A 19,563-nucleotide genomic window follows, 5' to 3' on the forward strand; every position below is an offset into this window, starting at 1 on the left:
TGGCGTCAGCCAGTCTGACCGGCCAGCCAATGCGGCGCTGATGGCCGCGAAACGGAGGAAGGAAATGCGCCGGAGTCTGGCCAGTCGCGCAAGGCCTGGCGGTACTCGAGCAGTTCCAGATATTGCTGGGCCTTGAGTGTTGTCCCGCGTCCCAGTTCCTGCTCGTCGCGATGGCGGGTGACCCGCCATTCGGTGGTAGCCAGTGCGGACTGACGCCAGGTACGCTCCGCCATCAGAGGCTCGTTGTCTTCGAATACGGAGAGCGTGGTGACAGCAGGGGTTTGCGGTTCGTATGCAGGCTCGACAGCGGGAGGTGTCTCGACCATTCGCGCGCCGATTTCGATATTCGTGCCAACGGGCACCGGCACCATCGCCGCGACGAAAGCAGGTGCGAACAGTTGCTCGATCGCGAAGTCACCGGTGTCGATCACTTCGACCGCGACACCGTTTTCAATACGTGCATAACGGGCCATTACTCGTACTCCCAGATTTCACAGAAAGCGTTACCGCCCACCCCACCCGGATACGCAACGGATGCGCTGTTGGAGCAAGCCCCGCCACCACCCGAACCACGGGAACCCGAGTTGGCATTCATATTTGCCCCTGTGAACGGAGCCCCTCCATCAAACTGGCTTGCACCACCGTAGCCCGACAGCAGACCCCAGTTGGCATTGCTCATGGCATAACCACCTGGCTGACCACGCGCACCAGTAAGATTCCCGCCAGAAACCGATTGCCCACCCGTACCGCCCTGAACACAACCGGACGAAGTTCCCGTCAGCACGATCGACAGGCTTTGCCCACCGGCACCTCCCGCAACGCTCATGTAGCTGCCGAAGGAGGCACCGCCGCCCGACACGCCCATCGCAGTGCGTGCAGCACCACCGGCGCCCAGTGAAACAGGAACGCCGGCCTGCATCTCCGCCGTCACATCGAACAGGCTTTCGCCATAAGCCCCTGCACCACCACCGCCGCCGAGGCTTTGATAAGTTGCGGCTACAAGCGCACATCCCCCACCCGATCCACCCGCCCCGACCAGCCGCACGCGAATCCGCTTGGCTCTCGGGTTCGGCTTGTAAACCGTGATGCCGACCGCGTCGATCTGCCGGACCGCCAGCAACCGTCCCACGGCATCGGTGATGCCGTAGCCTGCCAGCGTGGTCGGGGTGTTCTTCAGTTTGGTAAAGTCGACCAGCGCGCCAATGGCCGTTGCCAATTGGTTGGTTTTCGTCTCATCCGGCGTCAGTCCGGCAGCCTTGATGGCATTGAGAATTTCTTGCGTGACACTGTTGCCCCAGGCGGCGGGGATCAACGATCCGGGCGTGCCGGCAACCGGGTTTTCATCGATAAAACCACCGTCGACCAGGCCGACGCCGGGGATGCTTTTCGGATAATCCATTGCACTGCTCCCTGTGCGGTAATCAGCGGGTTACGGTTGCGCCGGGCACAGCCGGCCAAGTGATTTCTTCCGGGAAACCGGCCTGTTTTTCGATGCGGTTCAGCTCGACGCTGTAGAGTTTCCATTCGATCAAATGCAGTTGTTCGTCGTGGCTGGCATCGCCGATGTCTTCGGCGTATTGCAGAGGCGCAATGCGCAGCACTGCGTCGCGAAGCAGCGTGTCGCGCTTTTCCAGCGCCTGCTGGCTGATGTTGAGCAATCGGGCTTGCTGATCCGGTTGCCAGGCGTTTTCGCGCCACACGTGGAATTCCCCGGGCCAAGGCTGCGCTGTCAAGGTATCGGGTAACTCGCCCAACTCATTCCAGATCTGTTGCCCGCCACCCTCCTTGCGAAAGACCGGACCACGTCGATCAATCACCTCTCGCGGTACACCATTGATCAACGCCCAGATGCGACCGGTTTCAGGCGCGGGTAATTCAAACGACAACTCAACCGCGTTGCTGGGCAGTTGAATACCGATACCGGGCGTCACGAAAAACTCGACAGGCCCGGACAAGGCGCCCGAGCCGTCAAACAGATAATTGAACATAGGCACCTCAGATGAGTTTGATACGGCCGGGATAGGCGATGTTGCGAGGGCGAGACTTGAAGGCTAATAGCAGCGCATTGGCAGTATCTCGCTGGTAGCTCGTACCGGCGGGGAAGACAGGGCCACCGTTGATTAGTCCAGACACGTATTGGGGTTCTTCGCGGGTATCGGCACCGAAACCCGTCAGGGCGTCCGACCACCACGCCCCAACCGCCCCTGCACCATTTGCACCCATGGCATACGAATGAGTCGACCCGACCTGAAAGGAGCCCATGGCACGACCTGTATCCACGCCACGGCCCTCGTCCAGAACCCGTAAAAACTCGCCTCGCCCTTCCGGCCCACGGAAGGTCGCCGCGCCATCGCCCGACGTCCATTTACCTTCGTTGCCCGCGCGCGCGGCTTCGGTGCCCAACATTCCGGATAGCTGAGCGTGATCCCACAGCCACGGCCACTCGACACGCTTCATGACCGTGCCGTTGAGCGCGCCGTAACCACCGGGGCTGAGCAACGTTGTCGTCTCGAAAAACGGCCGGCCAAGGGGGGTGTTGTCAAATCGACCGACCGGCCACCAGCTACCGGCAGCATCGCTGCGCAACTGCCACCAGTCGCCGCCGCCCATCAACACCAGAAACGGGTAGCCGCTGGGTGACAGGTGAGTGTGAAAACGAATGCGGTCGGAACCCGACGCCTGAACGATCAAGCGGTTGCCGCTGTTGTCCATGCGCCGAACAATCACATCGCGTATACCCAGCGAGGCGTTCGCCGGCGGCAACGTCACCGTCACGGCACTGGAACCGCCATCGATCAGTACCAGGCCCAGCTCCGAGTCGGCCAGCGTCTTGGAAGCCGCCAGCCGCGTGACTACCGAACGCATCGGACTGGCGTTACCGACAATCGACTGAATGGCCTTGAACAACTGCCCGGTATCAGCCTCGGCGGCAGTCATCCCGGCGCCGGTGATCACGTTGAGAATCTCTTGTGTAACGCCGTTGCCCCAAACCGCCGGTATCAACGACCCGGGGGTTCCCGCCACCGGGTTTTCATCGACGAAGCGGCCATTGACCAGGCCGACGCTGGGGACGCTCTTTGGATAATCCATTGGATGTTCGTTCCTCTTGAATGAAAAATGAAACGTGGCTGCACGCGGGCTTTTGGCTTGTTCAACGGCGGGCGCAAACGCTTCTGTTCCTGAAAATAAAAAGCCCACAACGAAGTGGGCTTGGGTGAAGCGTGTTGCGATTACAGGTTCGAGTTGGCCGTCAGTTCACGAATGGCCTGCAGCGCCTCATCGGCGGCAGCGCGAGCCTGATCCATCTGGCTCTTGTTCGCGTACGCACGGATCTGGCTCTTGGCTTTCAGGCGCACGGTTCGCAGGGTCAGCAGGTTCTCGCTGAGTTGGGCAGCCTTGTCGAGGATCTGCTCGGCCGACTGTTTCGCCGACCGGCCCTTGGCAACCCAGGCAGCGACGGACAACGGCACTTCCTTTTTCGGGTAACCGGCGTCCTGAAAGGCCTGAGCATCGATGGCCGCCTGGGCGTACTCGAGGGCTTTGAGCGGATCACCGGCCAGCGCGGTGCGGGCGCTGTCGGCGACGGCATCGACCCGGGTGCACAGGCGTTCGGTTTCCTGCTGTTCCAGCAGCGCGACTTTCTCGGGATTGACGACCCACTGCTCACCGTCCCAGTCGTGGGCGGCGGATGGTTGCGCAGGACGCAACTCGCCATCGATCTGATGAAGTTCCTGAATAACGATCATCGAATGAGCTCCCACGACAGCTGCACGTTCACAGCTTCGCTAAAGTTGATCGGAATACCGGCGATGTAATCGGTCACCGGATGGCTCTTGATGCCCATGCTCAGCAACAGTTCATCGCTGTCGGCGCTGGCCTGTGCCAAGTTGTGTTCGGCCTGATAGGACTGCCAGAGCGAGCGCACATTGGCGTGATCGAAACTGGCGGTCAGTGTCGAGACCGTAACGTCATTGACGATGTTGCTAGTGAAGATGACGCACGGTTGTGCAGTGGCAGGATTCCAGCCCCCTGCATTATTGAAAACGCCTGTTGATACGGGCGAAAGGTAGCTGTAGTTGCCGCCCGCCCATCCAGTTGAAGGAAACGCAACCGTCGTAATGGCGGTCGACGAAGGCGTCGGGTTACCCACCACCAGCCGTGCAGCGCGGGCATGAGGATCCAGCGGCAGAAACACTGCCCCCGTGCCGTTGAGCGTCTGCGTCCAGGTCAGGCGTGCCCGGTTGTAGATCGCGCGCACCGCCGGCACCGAACCTGGCGCGCCAGTGACCACCCAGGCCAGACATATGTCCAGCACAGAACTCTGGAAACCACCGCCGGCAGCACCGTTGAGCGTGCCCTTCAGGGAGTCCGGCGTCACGTCATAGATAGTCCCGCGCTGGGTATAGAAACTCAGTACACCGCCAATCACCTGCGCCCGCAGAAAGTAGTGGGAGCTGGGCAACAGGTCAGCGCTGCTCCAGGCCGGGGTCACGCAAGTGCGAGAGCGTCCCAACTGACCGGCCACCACTTCCTGGCCAATACTGACGTAGATACCCGCCGGCACCGATACCCGCCCGCCGCTGGTCGAAGCCGCAGCCGGAGTGATCGGCATCCGCGCATCCGTCGTGGCAACGGTCGGCAAAGGCAACGCCGCCAACGGCAACGCCAGATCCTGATTCCAGCCCTTGGCCGTCACCGTCTGAATCGCCTGCAACAACTGATCGTATTTCTTCTCGTCCGGGGTCAGATCCCCAGCCTTGATCACGCTGAGAATTTCCTGCGTGACACTGTTGCCCCAGTCCGCCGGAATCAACGACCCCGGCGTGCCGGTCAGCGGGTTTTCATCGACAAACTTCCCATTCACCAGACCGGCGCTGGGCACACTCTTCGGATAATCCATTGCGTTATTCCCTAGTCATAGTTGATGTGCACCTTGGTATGCGCCGGTGCCGCCCGGTGGATCATGCATTCGAGCGCCGAGCCCGGATTGACGCCGAAGCGCTCGCCCCAGTAACTCGCACCGAAACGCCGGCCGAGCAGCAGGCGGCCGCCGGTGTTGAGCGTCCACATGAACTGCGCTTCCCAGGTGCCCCAATGCGCGGCGCCGAAACGCGAACGGCCCATGCGCGGGGCTTCGAGCTCGGTGATGGTGGCGTTGGGGTAACCCTGGCTTCTGGCGATTTCCAGGTAGTAACCGATGGCCTGGCTGCCGACGGCCAGCAAGCGGCGGCGCACGGCGAGGCGTCGGTCATCGAACAGCGGCGTTGCGCCCAGGCACGGGTCGGGCAGGTTCATCACCTGTTCCCAGTCCGGCACCAGTTCGCTGACGCCGGCCGGGTCCATCTCGTTGAGCAGGTCGGCGGCGCGAGCATCGAGGCGTGCCAGTTCGACGGCGACGCCCTGCAGCACTTCCTCAAGCTCCGGCACCCGCTCCGGATCCCATGCCGGCCCACTGGGCAGCAGTGCTCGAAGCTGCGCCTGGTATTGCGCGGCGGTTCTTATGCCCCCCATACGCATCCTCCGAACGTGAGCAATTCGCTTTTAGCGGCAGACACGTCAGCGGCCGGTGCGGTCAAGATGTGATCGTACTCACCACCGGCGCTGCTGATGGCTTCGCGGATATGGCTGATCAGCAACGGCACACCCAGATCGGCTTCACGGTTGTGCAGGTCACGCAGTTGCGCTTCGATGGCAGCGCGCACAGCGGTGGTGTCCGGGTTGACACTCTTGAAGCGATACACCACAGGCACTTGAATCGGTCGCTGCACATGCACTTCCGCCGTCACCGGACGCAACGGTTCGATGTAGTCCTGAACTTCCGCCAACTGTTCGTCGTTGGGCACCGGTTGTGGATCATCATCACGCATGATGAACACTGTCACCGTGCCCGGTCCGAGCAGGCCGCCACGGCACCAGGCGCGAGTCACGCCCGGCACTTCCAGTGCCCAGGTCTCGTAATCGCTGGCCGAACCGCCGTGGGGGATGACGCGATAGGAGCGAATCACCCGCGAGCGCAGCGACTCCAGGCTTTCCCGTGCCACCCCACCGTTGAGCCCCGGCGCCAGCACCACAAAGCTGCTGCCGACCACACCGGTAATCGGCTGCACCGGCGTCAGCGCCAGACCGGCCTCGGCATTGCCCAGGCTGCCGGCATCAAGCGCTGCAATGGAGGTGCTGTTAACACCATTGACGGTGGTGCGCGCGGCGGTGACTTTGAAGGTGCGACCGTCGCTCGACTGCAACAAGGTATCGACATCCAGCACCGCGCCCGCCGTCGCGTTGAAGCTGACGTTGCCGGTGGCCACTTGCGCCGGTTTGCGCGGCTGGTTCAGGCGCAGCGCGGCGATGCGTTCCAGGGTCGATTCATCGGCGGTGTCGGGCAGGATCTGCTCGGCAATCCAGTCGAGATAGCCGTACAGGCCATACGCGGCGCCGCCGAGTGTACGGGCCAGGACTTGCGCATCGGACTGGCGCAGCGAATCGCCGGCCAGGTCGCTTTGGGTGCGCTTGATCAGCACCGGCAGCGAAGGGGTTTCAAACGGCATAGATCACCTGCCAACTGTTATCGGGGTTGATGTCCAGACGTTCGCCGTCGGCCAGGGTCAGGACCGTACGCAGGTTCAGGCGCTGGGCGTCGAGGCGTTCGCTGATGATGTCGATGGCGCTGCAATGGCCGTCGTCGATCAGCCATTGCAAGGCTTCGCGGGCATAGAACTCGGCGTCCATCTGGGTCTGGCGGGTCAGTTTGACCCGGCGCAGCAGCCACAACCGCGAACCGATGCGGTCGTCGGCTACGGTCGGAAAGGTGTCGCCCCACCAGCCGTAACGCTCCTCGTCGTCGAGGGCATCGTCGTCGGCCGCGCGGCGCCAGGTGAACAGGCTGATCAGCACGGCGCGGGTCAGCGCGGCGTGAAGGTTTTGACTGAAGAGCATCACTGACCTCCCGCCGGCGCGCCGGTCTGGCCACTGCCCGCCTGCACGCCAACGTGCACGTGCTTGATCTGGCTGATGCTACCGGCCACTTGATCGCCTTTGGAAACGATCTTGCCGGTCTGGTTGATCACCGGCGTCTCGAAGTTCACGGCGGTGCTGGCGCGGATGTTGAGGGTGGAGGTTTCGATGTCGATGATCCGCCCGCGCTTGAAGTGGATCTTGTCGCCTTCGTCGGTGTAGATCGCCACTTCGCCGGCCGCCAGCGATTGCAGGCGATAACGGCGGTCGGCGACGACCAGGGCGATGGCGTGGGAACGGTCACCGCCCAGAAACGTGACGACGCCTTCGGCACCGGCCAGCGGATGGCTGGTGAAGCCGTAGGGTTCGAAGTGCTCCATGTCGTCGTTCACTTCACCGGCGGTGAGGCGCATTTGCAGCGATTGCAGCTTGGAGGCCGAACTGGCGAGCACGACAGTGCCGCGCGCCAGCAGGCGTGTCAGTAGGCTCATAGGGTTTCCTTGGAGGGTGGTGTCGGGCTCAGGCTTTTTTCGGCGGCGAAGGATTCGCGTCGAAGGTATGCGGCGGCGCCACTTGCAGCGTGGTGACCGAGCCTTGCGCCGACAGCGAGTACGTCACCTTGGAAATCAGCATGTCTTCATCGAACCCGAGTACCGGATCCTTGACCCGCACCAGCGTGTTGTGACGCCACAGATCGCCATTGGACTGACGCCAGCCCTGCACCTGATACGTGGTAGTCAGCGCCCGGCCCATGCGCGTGGCGCTTTCCCATTGGGCCCGTTGCTGGGCCAGTTCGAAGGTCAGTTGCGAGCCTTCGTTGATGATCGTGGTACGCCGGCGCTTGAAGCTCAGGTCGGCGGCCACCGACTCCACTTCGCTGACCGCTGCCCCGCTCTTCTTGTCGTTGCCCTTATGCTGGCCGATCACCCGGTATTCGGAGAACACCTGGCTGTAATCCATCGGTGCATTGGCCGAGAGAATGTTCTTGCCCAGCTCTAGTGCATCGCTGGCGCGGCCGCCGCTGCCCGGTTTGGCGAGCACCAGCCGGCCTTCGGCGTCATCGGTGGAAAACACCCGGTACAGCGAGAGCAAACGGTCGATGGACTGGAACGCCGTTTCACCCGGCACGATCGTGTGTTTGCTCAGGCGTGCGGTCTCGGGAATTTCGTTGACCACCATCAACGCGTACTCCATGGCCAGGGCCTGGACGATGTTCAACAGCGACTGATCCTGCCATTGGCCGGGGTTGTTTCGCGCCGCACAATCGACCAGATCCTGGGTCTTGGAACTGCCCTCGATGCTCAGGCTGATCTGCCGACCGTCATAGCTGATCGGCGCCTTGAACACATAACCGGTTAGCACCAGATCCTTGCCGATCCGCACTTCGCACGGGTCGCCGGCCTTGATCCGCTGATCCACGGTCTGCCCCGGCCATTGCCAGGTGATGTCGAGTTTGAAGGTGCGGAACTGGCGCTCCAGGTCCGCAGTGATCTGCACGCTTTTCCAGCCGCCGTATTCCATGTCGCCGACGGTCAGCGTCACGCGGTTGTCAGTCTCGTTCATGGCTCACTCCCTGGAAACTTTGACTTCGTTGGGTGAGAAGCTCGGATGAGACAGACCGTTGCGCTGAATGACCTCCGTCACACGGGTGGCATCGCCAAACTGCTTGTAGGCCACGACCACCGCCGGAAAGGTTTCCTGGAAGGTTTTACTGACCAGTCGCACACCGGACGAAGCCACAGCCTTGAGGTGCGCGATCAGCGCTTCCTTCACATCGGCGATGGCCTGGTAGTGCGCGGGGTCGGCCTTGTCCTGGGCCTTTTGCAGCGCTTCGCTCAATTCTTTCTGCAGCGCTTGCAGATCGTCGGTGACCGGGACTTCCTGGCGTGTGATCGGCTGCTTCGATTGTTGGTCCAGCGAGGGGGTCGAGTTCAGTTTTACCGGCGTAGAGGCCACCGGCATCGAGGCAACCCACTGCGCCACTTTCACAATCAGCGTGTCTTGCACCAGGTTGGCCATCGCTTGCGCGGCGGCATTGGTGTCCTTGCCGGTGGTGATTTTCGGTGCATCGGCCTTGCGGATGGCTTCGAGTTGTTGGGACACGTCGGCAATCACGCCACGGTAGCCCTCCTTCGCGAACTCCTTCAGCTCCTTGATATCGCCGAGCAGACCTTTGAATTCCGCTGCCACTTCCTTGGGCAGTTCCTTGACGGCCCTGACCAGTTCGGTGATTTGCTTGTACTGCGCGATCAGCGGTTTGAGCTGCTCCTTGATCACGTCGTACACGCCGGTGAGGCTGTTGCGCAGATTGGCGATGCCGATCCGCGCTGCCTTGATCAGAGTCATTGCTTGTTCGAAGCGCGCCACCGCCGAGCCGAGCAAACCGTCGGCCTTGATCAGCAGGACTTTTTGCGTGCTGACCGTCGCTGTCGGAAACGGCAGCGGCCGGTCCGGGTAGAACTTCAGAGTGAAGGTCACCATCCCGCCGTCCTGGCGGGTGTGGGTCATGTCGCACTCGCCGACCTTGACCTGCAGGCGCCCCAGCCATGGATGCACCAGTTCGCCGCTGCCTTGTTCCAGCGCCTGGAGCAGTTTGTCGCGCTGCTCCAGGCAATCGGCACCGATGATGAACGCCGTCAGGTCGTGGGTCTTGGCCTGCTGGCCGAGGTCCTCGAAAAACGGCAGATCGCGTTGCGGATATTCGTGCAACTGCCCCTTGCGACCGACCGGGGTTTTCGCCTGGTCGATCCAGAAGCCGACACCCCGAAAGGATGCCGGCAACAAACGGTCACGCCAGTTCATTGGAACCTCCTGCCGATAGCGAGCGATAGCCGATGCGCGAACTGAGCGCCAGCCCCGGTTGATTGGTTTGCGGTTGATCGGTGCGCAACCCCGCCGGTGCATTTTCGAAGCGCACCGTCAGGCCGCCTTCGAGTTGCGTGCGGTTATTGGCGGCGCTTTGCTGGATCAGTGCGCTGGAGGACTGCGGCAACGAACTGGTCATTGCTGACGTGCCGGAAGCGGCCGCCGGGGATTGCCCGGTGATCGTCGCCACAACACCGGAAAGATTGCCATTGAGCAATTCCCGGATCGGTGCGACGACACTCTGCAGCTTTGCCCACAGCTCGCTGAACCAGCCGAGGATTGGCTCCCAGGCTTGCTTGATCGATTCCATCGGCGATTGACTGAACAATGTGCCAAAGGCGTTCGCGACCGATAGTGCATCTGTCGTTAACGATGCCCATAAACCGGAAAAGTAACCCTTCAAACCATCCCACTGCGCCATCGCCGACGCCATCGGCGAGAAGTTGAACAGGTTCTGGAACTCGCTTTTCAGCGTCAGCGCACTCGCCCGCAACACATCCCAGAGCGCGGAAAAGACCTCGCCCAGCGGTTGCCAGTTGCTTTGAATCAGGGCAAACGGCGACCAGGAGAACGTTGACTTCAGTTGCTCCCACCCGGCTGAAGCGATGGCTTTCAGGTTGTCCAGCACACCGGTGAACATCCCCAGAGCCGAACCCCACACGCCGGAAAATCTCTCCGCCAGCGAGCCATCGAACGTTGCCTTGAGCGTGGCCCAACCGGTCGTCGCGCTGGTGGCTGCACGATTCCAGAATCCGCTGAACACCGTTTGCGTGGAATCCCAGACTTCGGCCAGTTTCGCCTTGGGCGAGGTGTACAGATTGGCCTTCAGTGCTTCCATGCCGGTCGCGGCTTTGGCCGCCGCACTGTCCCAGAATTCGCTGAACACCGTTTGAGTCGAATCCCAGACTTCGGCCAGTTTCGCCTTCGGCGAGGTGTACAGATTGGCTTTCAGCGTTTCCATGCCGGTCGCGGCTTTGGCCGCCGCACTGTCCCAGAATTCGCTGAACACCGTTTGAGTCGAACCCCAGACTTCGGCCAGTTTCGCCTTCGGCGAGGTGTACAGATTGGCCTTCAGTGCCTCAAGACCGGCGACGCTACCGGCGACTGCTTCGTTCCAGTAATCCTTGATGACAGCGCCAGCGGAATCCCACAGCTCGCCCATCTTCGCCCCGAAGGCATCCAGGCGGGCGGACGCGCCCTCTGCAAGACGACTGGCACCGGCAACGGCGTCAGCCTTCATTTCCTCCCACTTCTGTTTGGCCGAGGCTTGCATCGAGTCGAATTTCAGCTTCGCGCCCGTGGCCATCTCGTCCCAGCCTTTCTGCACCTTGTCGATACCGCGATGGGTTGCATCACTGACCGACTGCCAGGTCTCGCTGAAGAATCCACTGATCGACGCCCAGTTGTCGGTAATCAGCCGCGCTCCAATCACGATCAGCGCCACCGCCGCCGCAATGGCCGCCGCAATCAGGCCGATCGGTGACGTCAGGATCCCCAACACCGCGACCAGCCCCATCGCCCCGACCGTCACCACCGTGAACGCCACCGCCGCTGCCGCCAGTCCCTCGACGAGGTACGGGTTGTTCGCGACGAACTGACCAACCGAGGTGATCACTGGTGTCAGCGCCGTGACGATGCCGTTGACGGCCGGCAACAGCGCCTGGCCGATATTCAGCGAAATCTTGTCCAGCGCCTCGTTGAATTTCTCGAGGTTGGCCGAGGTTTCGCCGTGGACAACCTTGGGGACTTTCAGCCCCTTGTTCGCCCGGACTTTTTTCGCCAGCGCATCCTGCGCCTCGATGGCTTTCTTGATGCCATCCTGAAACGGCTTGAGCAGGCCACCTTCGGAGATGAATCCGGCGACGTCCAGCGGCTCGAGGCCGCTGTCTTCCATGCTTTTCTTGAATGCCGCGACCTTGCCGCGCAGCCCTTTCATCTCGGCCTCCATCTTCTCGGCGCCCTTGAGCACCACGAGCATGTTGACCGTGACGGGGAAGTTCTGCGGGATCAGGCTCAATTGTGTATTAGCCATCACTGCACCTGCTGCATCGCATTGATCCGTTGCGCGTGCTCCAGCGATTCGCGGAGCACATCCAGTGGCCTGGCCATCATCTGTTCGGGGTCAACCTTCCAGAACCAGGCCAGGTCATAGGCGACCGAAATCAGGTCGGTGATGGCTCCGACGCCGCACTCATGAAAAAACTCGCAACGGCCCAGCTCAGCGCGTTGAGGTCAGCCAGATCCAGCTGGTTGACCGACGACGGCGGAATGCCGGCGCACACGGCGATGTATTTGGCCGCCACGTCCATGTCGAGGCTGACTTCTTCGCTCTTGTCGATCTTGTACGGCAGCGCCTTGATCGCTCGCACCTCCTGCACCGTCGGACGGCGCAGGACGAGTTCGGTCAGGGGCTCGCCGTGAGCTTCGATCGCAACCTGAAGCTTCACGGCGCCGCTCATTGCCAGGTCCCCTTGATGCCTTCGAATTTCAGTTCGATGGTGGCGTCATCGCCTTTGGAGACTGGCTCTTCGACCAGGTAGGCACCGGCCAGTACGTAGACTTTGCCGTTGCTGAATTCGCAGGTGACGGTAATGTCGGTGCCTTCGATCAGCTTCTTCAGCGGAAAGTCCGGGGTGTGCAGCGCGGTCACCTTGAACGACGGCGCGATGTCGGTTTCCTTGTAGAAACCCGGTACGACGGTTTCGCGTTTGACGGCCATCAGCGGGGCTTCGCAGCCGCCATTGATGGTCAGTTGTGCACCGTCGACCTTGACGTAGCAGGTGCCTGCAATCAGTTGACCCATGGTGTTACTCCCTTCAAATAAAAAGCCCACGCGAGGTGGGCTGAAATCACAGCGTCAAACGGGCCGATCAGGCGACGTCGTCGTACTGCAGACGGAACTGGTTGAGCAGTGCGAACACGCGCAGACCGTTGATGTAATCAGGCGGGAACAGCACGTTCACGCGGCTCGGGTCCTGCACGTCGCGCTCGACGATCAGGTGCTCGGCGAACAGCTCGGCGTTTTCCACGTGACCTTCCAGTTCGAGCTTGGCGTACTGGGCGATCAGCTCACCGCGAATGGTCGCCGGGGTGACGATCGGCTGGCCGGCGCCAAAACGGGTGCCGTCGGAGGCCAGTTTGTGGCGACCGTATTTGCTGGTGATCACGCTTTGCAGACGACGCACGATGAACGCCGACTGGTGCATGGTTTCGCTGTCCAGGTACGAGTTGTCGGCCTGGCCGTAAGCGTTCTTCTGGTAGGTGGTGATCGAACGCTGGATGCGCACGTAGCCGCCTTCGTAGTACGCGGTGGCGATGCCGTAGTTGAGCAGCGACTGACGCTCGGTCAGGGTGAAGCGCTCGCTGGCCGGGGCCGGATCGACACCTGGCAGGCTGCCGCTCTGGGTCGGACGGCTGGCGTCAGCCGAGATGAACACCGACGTGCGCGCAGCCAGTGCCGCGGCTTGTACCCATACTGGTTGCGGAACGCCCGGCTCCAGCGCCTGAATGGTCATGTGCTGGTCATTGCGAGCCTGACCGGCCGCCACCAAGGTGCCAACGGTGCCGCGCTTGGCGCTGTAGACGTGACCGAACAGTTGCTTGGCCCACGACCAGCGACCGGTGCTGTCGTCCATCACTGCTTGCCAGGTGTTGAGGGTGGCCAGGTCGGACCATGGCAGCGCGATGAATTCGAACGGCTCGTCACCCAGTGCTGCAACGGCAGCCACTTGATCCGGTACACCGACGCCGCCGGTCATGGCGGTGACGGCAGTGGTCAGGCCCGCAGGCGTTTCTTCGCCGTTGCTCTTGCCCAGGCGATTGAATTGCAGGCTGATGTCATTGCCGCTCTCGCCAGTCCATTTGGCGTTCAGGGTGACCACGCCTTCAGCGGCGGCAGCGCTCACCGGCAGATCGGCGGTGGCGTTGATTTTCTGCGCCAGGGCGGTAGCCGCCTGAGCAGCAGTGGCACCGTTGACCACGGTGGCCTGTACACGGACGCCGCCGACATACAGATTGAGCACACCAGCCTGAGTCGCGGTGCCGGTCAGGGTCAGCACGCCTTTGGCGATGGCGCCGGTGGCGTTGTGCAACGGCAGGCACCAGATCTCACCGATCGGGTCGGCCTTGCGGAAGGTCTCGTACATCGAGGCCAGCATCGAGCCCTGGCCGCCAATGCTCTTGGCCAGTGCCACGCTGGAAACCAGCACCAGTTTGCCGACTTCGCTCGGGGCGATATTGTCGTTGACCTGCGCCACGATCAGGCGGCGCATGGACGAGGACGCGCTATTGGCGGCCGAGTTGTCCATTTCGGCATAGAACAGCGGTACACGAATGTCCGCAGGGATGTTGCTGAATCCGATCGCCATTATTTGGCTCCCTTTTGTTTAGCTGTTGCGGTTTTGAGGGTGATATCGCCGTCGGCCAGACGCCGGCGCCACCAGGCGCTGTCCAGCACTTCACGGCCTTCCAGTGGCAGCAGGTCGCCTGCTTCCGGGTCCGGCACGGCACGGCCGGCGGCCGGCACTACGGTGATGCGGTTGCTCATGGGGTTACGTCTCCAGAGAAAGTCATTTCCACGCGCCCGTCAGGGCCGGGGTGTTTCAGGTTGGGGTCGGCCGGGTCGATCGCATCGACCCGCACGGTGACCCCGGTAAAGGACGACAAACCGTCCAGTTCACGTTCGTGCCAACTTTCCGCAGGCTGACTTGGCAGATTGCGGCCCAGCTGGAACTCGGCAAAAAAGCGCAGCCGGTAGAACGCGCGGCTGCTGTTGATCGAGACCGTTTCGCCGCCGTCATAAACGATGGCGCTGTAGTCGGAACCGGGCTTGAAACCCACCAGCGCCCGCCACACTTCGGCGCGCAGGTCGTGCAACAGATCCAGCGCTTTTGTGGCGTCAGTGGCATCAAGCACCAGGACGATTTCGAAGCGGTCGCGAATCGGTTGGCTGGCGGAGTTCTGTGCGGTGCTGGCGCTGGCCACGTCAGCCAGCGGTAAAACGTGGGCCGAGGGCGTCGGCAGATTCGGGTCGCCTTGCAGAAGCGTCAGGTCAATACCTGTCGAAATATGGCCGGCAAGGCTTGGGCATTGCGCACGCAGCTGCGTGAGGATCGGGGAGATCTTCATTGGGAGCGTTCCAGGTTTTGTGAGTGGCCACAGTGATGAGTGTGGCGGTGAGATCGAGGGATCAGTCCTTGGCTTTCGCCTGGGAGTCCTGGCCCTTCGCTTCGATCAGGCAGCGATAGCTTTCTTCGCGCTTGCCACTGGCGGTGACTTTTTCAATCGACCAGCGACCGCGCATGAAGTCCGGCCAGGTGTCATCGAGCACCAACAGACCTTCCGCTACCAGCAGCGGATCGCCCGGGCAGGTGATCTTCAGCATGTATTTCTCGCGCAGCATCTTGCGCACTTCGGCTTCGCCGATGGCTTTGGCTTCCTCCACACTGGCCTGTTTCTGACGAACGACCTTGTAGGGCTCCTTGCCGGTTTTCACCTCCACCTGCTTGCCGGCATCGAGGTCCCAACAGCAGGTTTTACAACCCTGATTCTGGGTGCGGGCAGTCTCTTCCAGCGTGGCGCTGATGAAGGCGTGATCGCCCGGCCGATTGTTGCTGGTCACCGAAAGCCTGACGTCGGGTATCACCTGGCCTGAAAAGTTTTTGAGCTGCGCCGGTTTCGCCAGTACGTAAAGTTCGTTGACCGGTTTGGCAACCGCGTCGTATTTGCGCGCCAGTCGCGTGATGAAGCTCATGTCGGTTTCGTTCGACTGGTCGACATGAGCGATCCTGATCAACGCCAGTTCGGGATCGACGCGCGGCGAAAAACCATGCGGCGAGACCAGTTTGCCAAACAGTTCACCAAGGGTTGTGGGCCCGTGGCTGGCCGTGCGTCGTTCCCTGAATCCGGTCTCGTCCTTGCCACTGAAAGGCGCGGCCGTAGCGACCAGCGTCAGGCGCAGCGGGAACAGCGTCGGTGTCAATCGAGTGATCCTGAACTGGCCCTTTTCGACCAGCCCGGACTCCAGATAGCCGACCCGCAAACCAATTTTCCCGCCCAGGGTCGGCAAGCCTTCAAGGCCTTCCAGGTCGATCACCAGCGTTAGTTGATCGGACTCCATCCCGGCGGCATCGATGTGTTCCCAACTGATCAGGCGCTGATTCAGCAGGGCCTCGTGGGCCCCGTAGATTTCAATCGTCGGCGTAAATCCCTGTGTCATGCAGCCTCCTTAATCCCAGGCCAGAACCGGTTTGATCGCGGCGGGTCTGCTGTCGAGTTCCGGCAGCGTCACCCAGACACCTGCCTCTAGGATCGGGCCCTGTTCGGCCAAAGTCGGGTTGAGTTTCCACAGGGCTTCTTCGGCGGTGTCATCACTGCGACCGGTTTCGCGGTAGAGCAACAGATTCACGGAATCGCCGGCCACGCTTCGTACCTTACGCATTGTTGAACTCCGTCAATACGATCACCCACTTGATTACCATCGCGGTGCCGTCATCGATGACCTCGCTCTGGTTTTCGTCGATGCTGGTGATCCGCCACAAACCCCAGTTGCGGCCAATGCCGTCAATCAGCGGCAGTGGCGCTCTCAGTGCTTGCAGCGCACGTAGTTCATCGAGCCGGTCCATCGCCACGGCGTACATCGAAGTACCGCCGATGGTCAGGTTTTCGGGTTTCTGTCCGATCTGATGGGCTTTGGGCTTGCTGTTAAGGATCTGCAGCTCGGTCCAGCCGCCCTCGGATTTTCGCGACAGCGTGCTGTACGCGAAATCCCGGGACAGTCCGAAGATGAAACTGCCCAGTGCCATTTGTTGTTTCATTGGGCGACTCCATCGGTCAGGGCTGCGTCACGGCGGGTGGCGAGCGGGTTGTTGGTCAACAGCGGCAGGAACTGGCCGTGGAATTGCCCGCTCAGTTGTTGCCCGATGATCGTGCGAATCTGCTCGGCAGTGTCCGGTGCCGGACAAGTGACCTGGATCAGTGGGGAGAAGGTGACTTGCTGGTTTTGACTTTGGGTGGGAGCGTTGACCAGGTTTTTCGCGACATCTCCCGGCGCAGCGAGTTTGTCGGCGGGCGGGTCTGCGAGTGCTTCTCCTATCAATGAGCCCGCCAATCCACCCAAGACACTCCCGATGGCTATGCCGGCACCTGGAATAAGAAGCCCGCCGATCACAGCGCCAATGGCTGTCCCTGCCAGCTCACCTTTTGCGCTTCCCACCGCTTTTTCATCACCTTCACGCACGCCTTTGAGACCTGTGTAAGCGGCGTGCGCCACCATTAACGGGACAGCGACCTTACCCGCCAAAGGTCCCATCCGGGACAGCATCGGCATGACCTTGGCTCCGACGCTCCGCACCGCAGGCAAGACCCTGGCAGACGCACGTTTGATCGAAGGCATGACCTTCATCGCCGCACCGCGCAGTCGACTGCCCAGGCTTTGACGAACAGCGGGCGTGCGGGGCCGAGCAGCTTTCGCAGAGGCTTTGGCCTGCTTGCCCTGACCCGACTTGCGAGCCGATCGTTTCTTTTTGCGGCCGCCACCGTTGTCATCGTCACCGGTGATCATATCGCCGACTTCGGACGGTAAACGTGCCGCAGCCAGGCGCAGAAGTCTCGTGGAGACCGCATCAAGCACGGCAGACACGCCGGTTTTCAGAGCGCCCGCCACAAACGGCGTGGCAGCCACACCAAGCAATGTCAGTGCTGCGGTGACGAACGGGAAAGTTTCGGCGGCTGCGCTCAGTCCATTGACCACCGCAGTGAGCCCGATGGCAAAGCCGTCCGTCACCGGGGCCAATGCAGTGCCGACTGCCGTGGACAGCCGGTTGAGACTCGCATCCAGCGCATTCCAGCGTCCCTGCGATGTATTGCCATAAGCCTCAGCGGTTTTTCCCGTCGAGCCTGCATACAGGGACTTGTCAGCAACCAGCTTGAACGCCGTTTGAACATCCTCAGGTTTCTTCAACAACTCGAGGATTGCATCATTGTTGCCAAACAGCGTTTTAGTCAGCGAAGCCTGTTTCTCTTCAGGCTGTTGCTTGAGTTGTTCCAGAACCAGCTTGATCGTTTCGGGTGCATCGTCACTCATCCCACGCGCGAGCGACTCCGGATTCAGGCCTATGTCGGCCCAGGCCGAGCGCTGCGCCGACGATGCGGACTCTCCCTTGCCCAGAACCGTCGTGAAACTCTTCAGCGCCGCTCCGGCATCTGTCTTGCTGGCGCCGCTGTTGAGGAACGCCGCCGCAAGTGCAGCCACTTGCTCGGGTGTCATCCCTGCCGCCTTGGCGCCCTCACCAGCGCTTTGAACGACGGAACCGATGTCCGCGGCTTTGACGTTCAGGCCACTGTTGCCAAGGTAGCTGGTCGCATCAGCCAGATCCTGGCTCTGCACCCGATCAAGCTTCAGAGCAGTGCCCCAGCCCGACAACATTTCGCCAGCAGCCTTGACATCGATCCTGAAGGCCGAGGCATTGATGGCCGCATCACGGGAGAAGTCCTGTAACGCCTCCGTTTTCTGCTCGCCCTTCAGACCATCACTGATGCCGGAGCGCAGGCCTGCGAGCTGCACTTGCAGCAGATCCGCGCCAGTAGCCCCGCTGGGGGCAACCCGTTTATCACTGGCGATTTCCAGGTTCTTTTCCGAGAATGCCTGAAGTGATTTGTTGCTCAGGTGCAGCACCTGATTCAACTCAACCAGCGCCGTCTCGTTGGCCATCGCCGATTGCAGTGTTTTCGGTGGCGGGCGCTGCTCGATCTCCGCCTTGAGTTTTGACTTCGGCTCACTATTGGCGGCTGGCGGCGCCGTGACGACCTTGAACAACGACTGCTGGCTGACCAGCAGTTCACGCAGCTTGATCTGCTCCTGCGTGAGCAAGCGAATATCCACGCTGGCCAAGGACAGCGTCAGGTTCAGATCCTGCAGCGATTTGCCGGGATTGGCCGTGAGTGCGTCCGCCGTATTACCACTCTCACTCGCGTTCATGAGCGCATACCTGCTCTCTGCCATGCCGCTCTACTCCTGTTTCACGCCAAGGCGAGTGATCGCTATGTCGTAGCGGCGCAACGCCTTTTCGGCGTCCCACTCCAGAATTTCCGCCTCACTTACCGGGTAAATGAGCGGCACGATATCGAGGATTACTTCGATGTCGCGCTCTGAAAGAAGGCCGCCGGCTGGTTTAAAAAATCGTCGATGCGCACCTGCAATTGCGTCCAGTCCGGCACGCTCATCAGGGCCAGATCAGGGATCATCAGGCCGGTGCAATGGGCGGTGATGAACTCGGCGCGTTCCTTGGCCGTTTTCAGCTTCTTCATCACTTTGGTGGCCCGCAGCGCCGGCATTTCCAGGCTCAGCGAGGTCACGGTGCGGCCGGTGACGGCGAGCGGTTGCAGCAGTTGCACCTGGTCGGGGTCTTCGGACTTTTCCGCGTCTTCGACCTGGTCGAGAAAGTACGACGTCGGGCGGGTCGAAATTTCGTGCACGTACTGCGCGATGGTCACGTAGTCCGGACGCTTGAGCTGGTCGAGCTCCTTGACCGACAGCCCGGTGGCCAGCAGCGCCAGTTCGAAGAACTGATCGTCTTCGTCATCGCCGGCGCGTTCCAGCGCTTCTTTCTGGGCGGCGTAGAACAGTGGCTTGAGCTGAATCGTTTCGATCTGCGAGCCGTCGTCACCGGTGATCGGCGACAACAGGTCATGCTGGGGTGGCATCCACGACATGAAAGGAATTCCTTGGTGATTCTTGGGTACAACCTG

23 protein-coding genes are annotated in these 19,563 nt (G+C 61.4%); all 23 read right to left on the bottom strand.

All coding sequences use genetic code 11. The features are described from left to right. Nucleotides 1–5: 5 nt before the first annotated feature. Nucleotides 6–473: a phage tail assembly chaperone gene (locus JJN09_RS01480; protein ID WP_249485152.1), complete on the bottom strand. Its 468-nt coding sequence runs from the start codon at nt 471–473 to the stop codon at nt 6–8. Further along, nucleotides 473–1,399: a hypothetical protein gene (locus tag JJN09_RS01485; RefSeq protein WP_249485153.1), complete on the bottom strand. Its 927-nt coding sequence runs from the start codon at nt 1,397–1,399 to the stop codon at nt 473–475. Before JJN09_RS01485 ends, JJN09_RS01480 begins: the two co-directional genes overlap by 1 nt. Nucleotides 1,400–1,421: 22 nt before the next feature. After that, nucleotides 1,422–1,988: a tail fiber assembly protein gene (locus JJN09_RS01490; protein WP_249485154.1), complete on the bottom strand. Its 567-nt coding sequence runs from the start codon at nt 1,986–1,988 to the stop codon at nt 1,422–1,424. 7 nt (nt 1,989–1,995) lie between these two features. Next, on the bottom strand, nt 1,996–3,090 hold the full coding sequence (locus JJN09_RS01495) for a phage tail protein (protein WP_249485155.1): 1,095 nt from the start codon (nt 3,088–3,090) through the stop codon (nt 1,996–1,998). 140 nt (nt 3,091–3,230) lie between these two features. After that, a complete protein-coding gene (locus JJN09_RS01500) occupies nt 3,231–3,746 on the bottom strand; it encodes a phage tail protein (protein ID WP_249485156.1) in 516 nt (171 codons plus the stop codon). After that, on the bottom strand, nt 3,743–4,900 hold the full coding sequence (locus tag JJN09_RS01505) for a phage tail protein (protein ID WP_249485157.1): 1,158 nt from the start codon (nt 4,898–4,900) through the stop codon (nt 3,743–3,745). Before JJN09_RS01505 ends, JJN09_RS01500 begins: the two co-directional genes overlap by 4 nt. A gap of 11 nt (nt 4,901–4,911) precedes the next feature. Beyond that, entirely contained in the window at nt 4,912–5,511 is a 600-nt protein-coding gene (locus tag JJN09_RS01510) for a YmfQ family protein (RefSeq protein ID WP_249485158.1), read from the bottom strand. Next, entirely contained in the window at nt 5,499–6,545 is a 1,047-nt protein-coding gene (locus JJN09_RS01515) for a baseplate J/gp47 family protein (RefSeq protein ID WP_249485159.1), read from the bottom strand. Before JJN09_RS01515 ends, JJN09_RS01510 begins: the two co-directional genes overlap by 13 nt. Then, a complete protein-coding gene (locus JJN09_RS01520; RefSeq protein WP_085729851.1) occupies nt 6,535–6,933 on the bottom strand; it encodes a phage GP46 family protein in 399 nt (132 codons plus the stop codon). The genes JJN09_RS01515 and JJN09_RS01520 overlap by 11 nt, the downstream gene beginning before the upstream one ends. Then, nucleotides 6,933–7,442: a phage baseplate assembly protein V gene (locus JJN09_RS01525; protein WP_249485160.1), complete on the bottom strand. Its 510-nt coding sequence runs from the start codon at nt 7,440–7,442 to the stop codon at nt 6,933–6,935. Before JJN09_RS01525 ends, JJN09_RS01520 begins: the two co-directional genes overlap by 1 nt. Before the next feature lie 28 nt (nt 7,443–7,470). Then, entirely contained in the window at nt 7,471–8,514 is a 1,044-nt protein-coding gene (locus tag JJN09_RS01530; RefSeq protein WP_249485161.1) for a phage baseplate assembly protein, read from the bottom strand. Between the two features lie 3 nt (nt 8,515–8,517). Next, the gene (locus JJN09_RS01535; RefSeq protein ID WP_102621401.1) at nt 8,518–9,753 is read right to left on the bottom strand and encodes a DNA circularization protein; all 1,236 of its coding nucleotides are present in this window, start codon (nt 9,751–9,753) and stop codon (nt 8,518–8,520) included. Next, nucleotides 9,740–11,848 (bottom strand): apolipoprotein A1/A4/E family protein, encoded by a 2,109-nt coding sequence (locus JJN09_RS01540; protein ID WP_249485162.1) that lies wholly within the window; start codon nt 11,846–11,848, stop codon nt 9,740–9,742. The genes JJN09_RS01535 and JJN09_RS01540 overlap by 14 nt, the downstream gene beginning before the upstream one ends. 130 nt (nt 11,849–11,978) lie before the next feature. Continuing rightward, nucleotides 11,979–12,275: a phage tail assembly protein gene (locus JJN09_RS01545; protein ID WP_003222226.1), complete on the bottom strand. Its 297-nt coding sequence runs from the start codon at nt 12,273–12,275 to the stop codon at nt 11,979–11,981. After that, entirely contained in the window at nt 12,272–12,619 is a 348-nt protein-coding gene (locus JJN09_RS01550; protein ID WP_249485163.1) for a phage tail tube protein, read from the bottom strand. Before JJN09_RS01550 ends, JJN09_RS01545 begins: the two co-directional genes overlap by 4 nt. A gap of 67 nt (nt 12,620–12,686) precedes the next feature. Then, entirely contained in the window at nt 12,687–14,183 is a 1,497-nt protein-coding gene (locus JJN09_RS01555) for a phage tail sheath subtilisin-like domain-containing protein (RefSeq protein WP_249485164.1), read from the bottom strand. After that, nucleotides 14,183–14,362, bottom strand: coding sequence for a DUF2635 domain-containing protein (locus JJN09_RS01560; protein WP_007954893.1), 180 nt, complete (start codon nt 14,360–14,362; stop codon nt 14,183–14,185). Before JJN09_RS01560 ends, JJN09_RS01555 begins: the two co-directional genes overlap by 1 nt. Then, nucleotides 14,359–14,943, bottom strand: coding sequence for a hypothetical protein (locus JJN09_RS01565; RefSeq protein ID WP_249485165.1), 585 nt, complete (start codon nt 14,941–14,943; stop codon nt 14,359–14,361). The genes JJN09_RS01560 and JJN09_RS01565 overlap by 4 nt, the downstream gene beginning before the upstream one ends. A 61-nt stretch (nt 14,944–15,004) precedes the next feature. After that, the gene (locus tag JJN09_RS01570; protein WP_249485166.1) at nt 15,005–16,033 is read right to left on the bottom strand and encodes a phage late control D family protein; all 1,029 of its coding nucleotides are present in this window, start codon (nt 16,031–16,033) and stop codon (nt 15,005–15,007) included. 9 nt (nt 16,034–16,042) lie between these two features. Further along, nucleotides 16,043–16,255, bottom strand: a complete 213-nt coding sequence (locus tag JJN09_RS01575) for a tail protein X (RefSeq protein ID WP_249485167.1) — start codon at nt 16,253–16,255, stop codon at nt 16,043–16,045. Next, entirely contained in the window at nt 16,248–16,631 is a 384-nt protein-coding gene (locus JJN09_RS01580; RefSeq protein ID WP_249485168.1) for a phage tail protein, read from the bottom strand. Before JJN09_RS01580 ends, JJN09_RS01575 begins: the two co-directional genes overlap by 8 nt. Then, on the bottom strand, nt 16,628–18,793 hold the full coding sequence (locus JJN09_RS01585; RefSeq protein ID WP_249485169.1) for a phage tail tape measure protein: 2,166 nt from the start codon (nt 18,791–18,793) through the stop codon (nt 16,628–16,630). The genes JJN09_RS01580 and JJN09_RS01585 overlap by 4 nt, the downstream gene beginning before the upstream one ends. Nucleotides 18,794–18,945: 152 nt before the next feature. Continuing rightward, a complete protein-coding gene (locus JJN09_RS01590) occupies nt 18,946–19,527 on the bottom strand; it encodes a phage tail assembly protein (protein WP_249485170.1) in 582 nt (193 codons plus the stop codon). Nucleotides 19,528–19,563 lie beyond the last annotated feature (36 nt).

Origin of the sequence: Pseudomonas sp. HS6 (genome assembly GCF_023375815.1) — a bacterium.
GTDB lineage: Bacteria > Pseudomonadota > Gammaproteobacteria > Pseudomonadales > Pseudomonadaceae > Aquipseudomonas.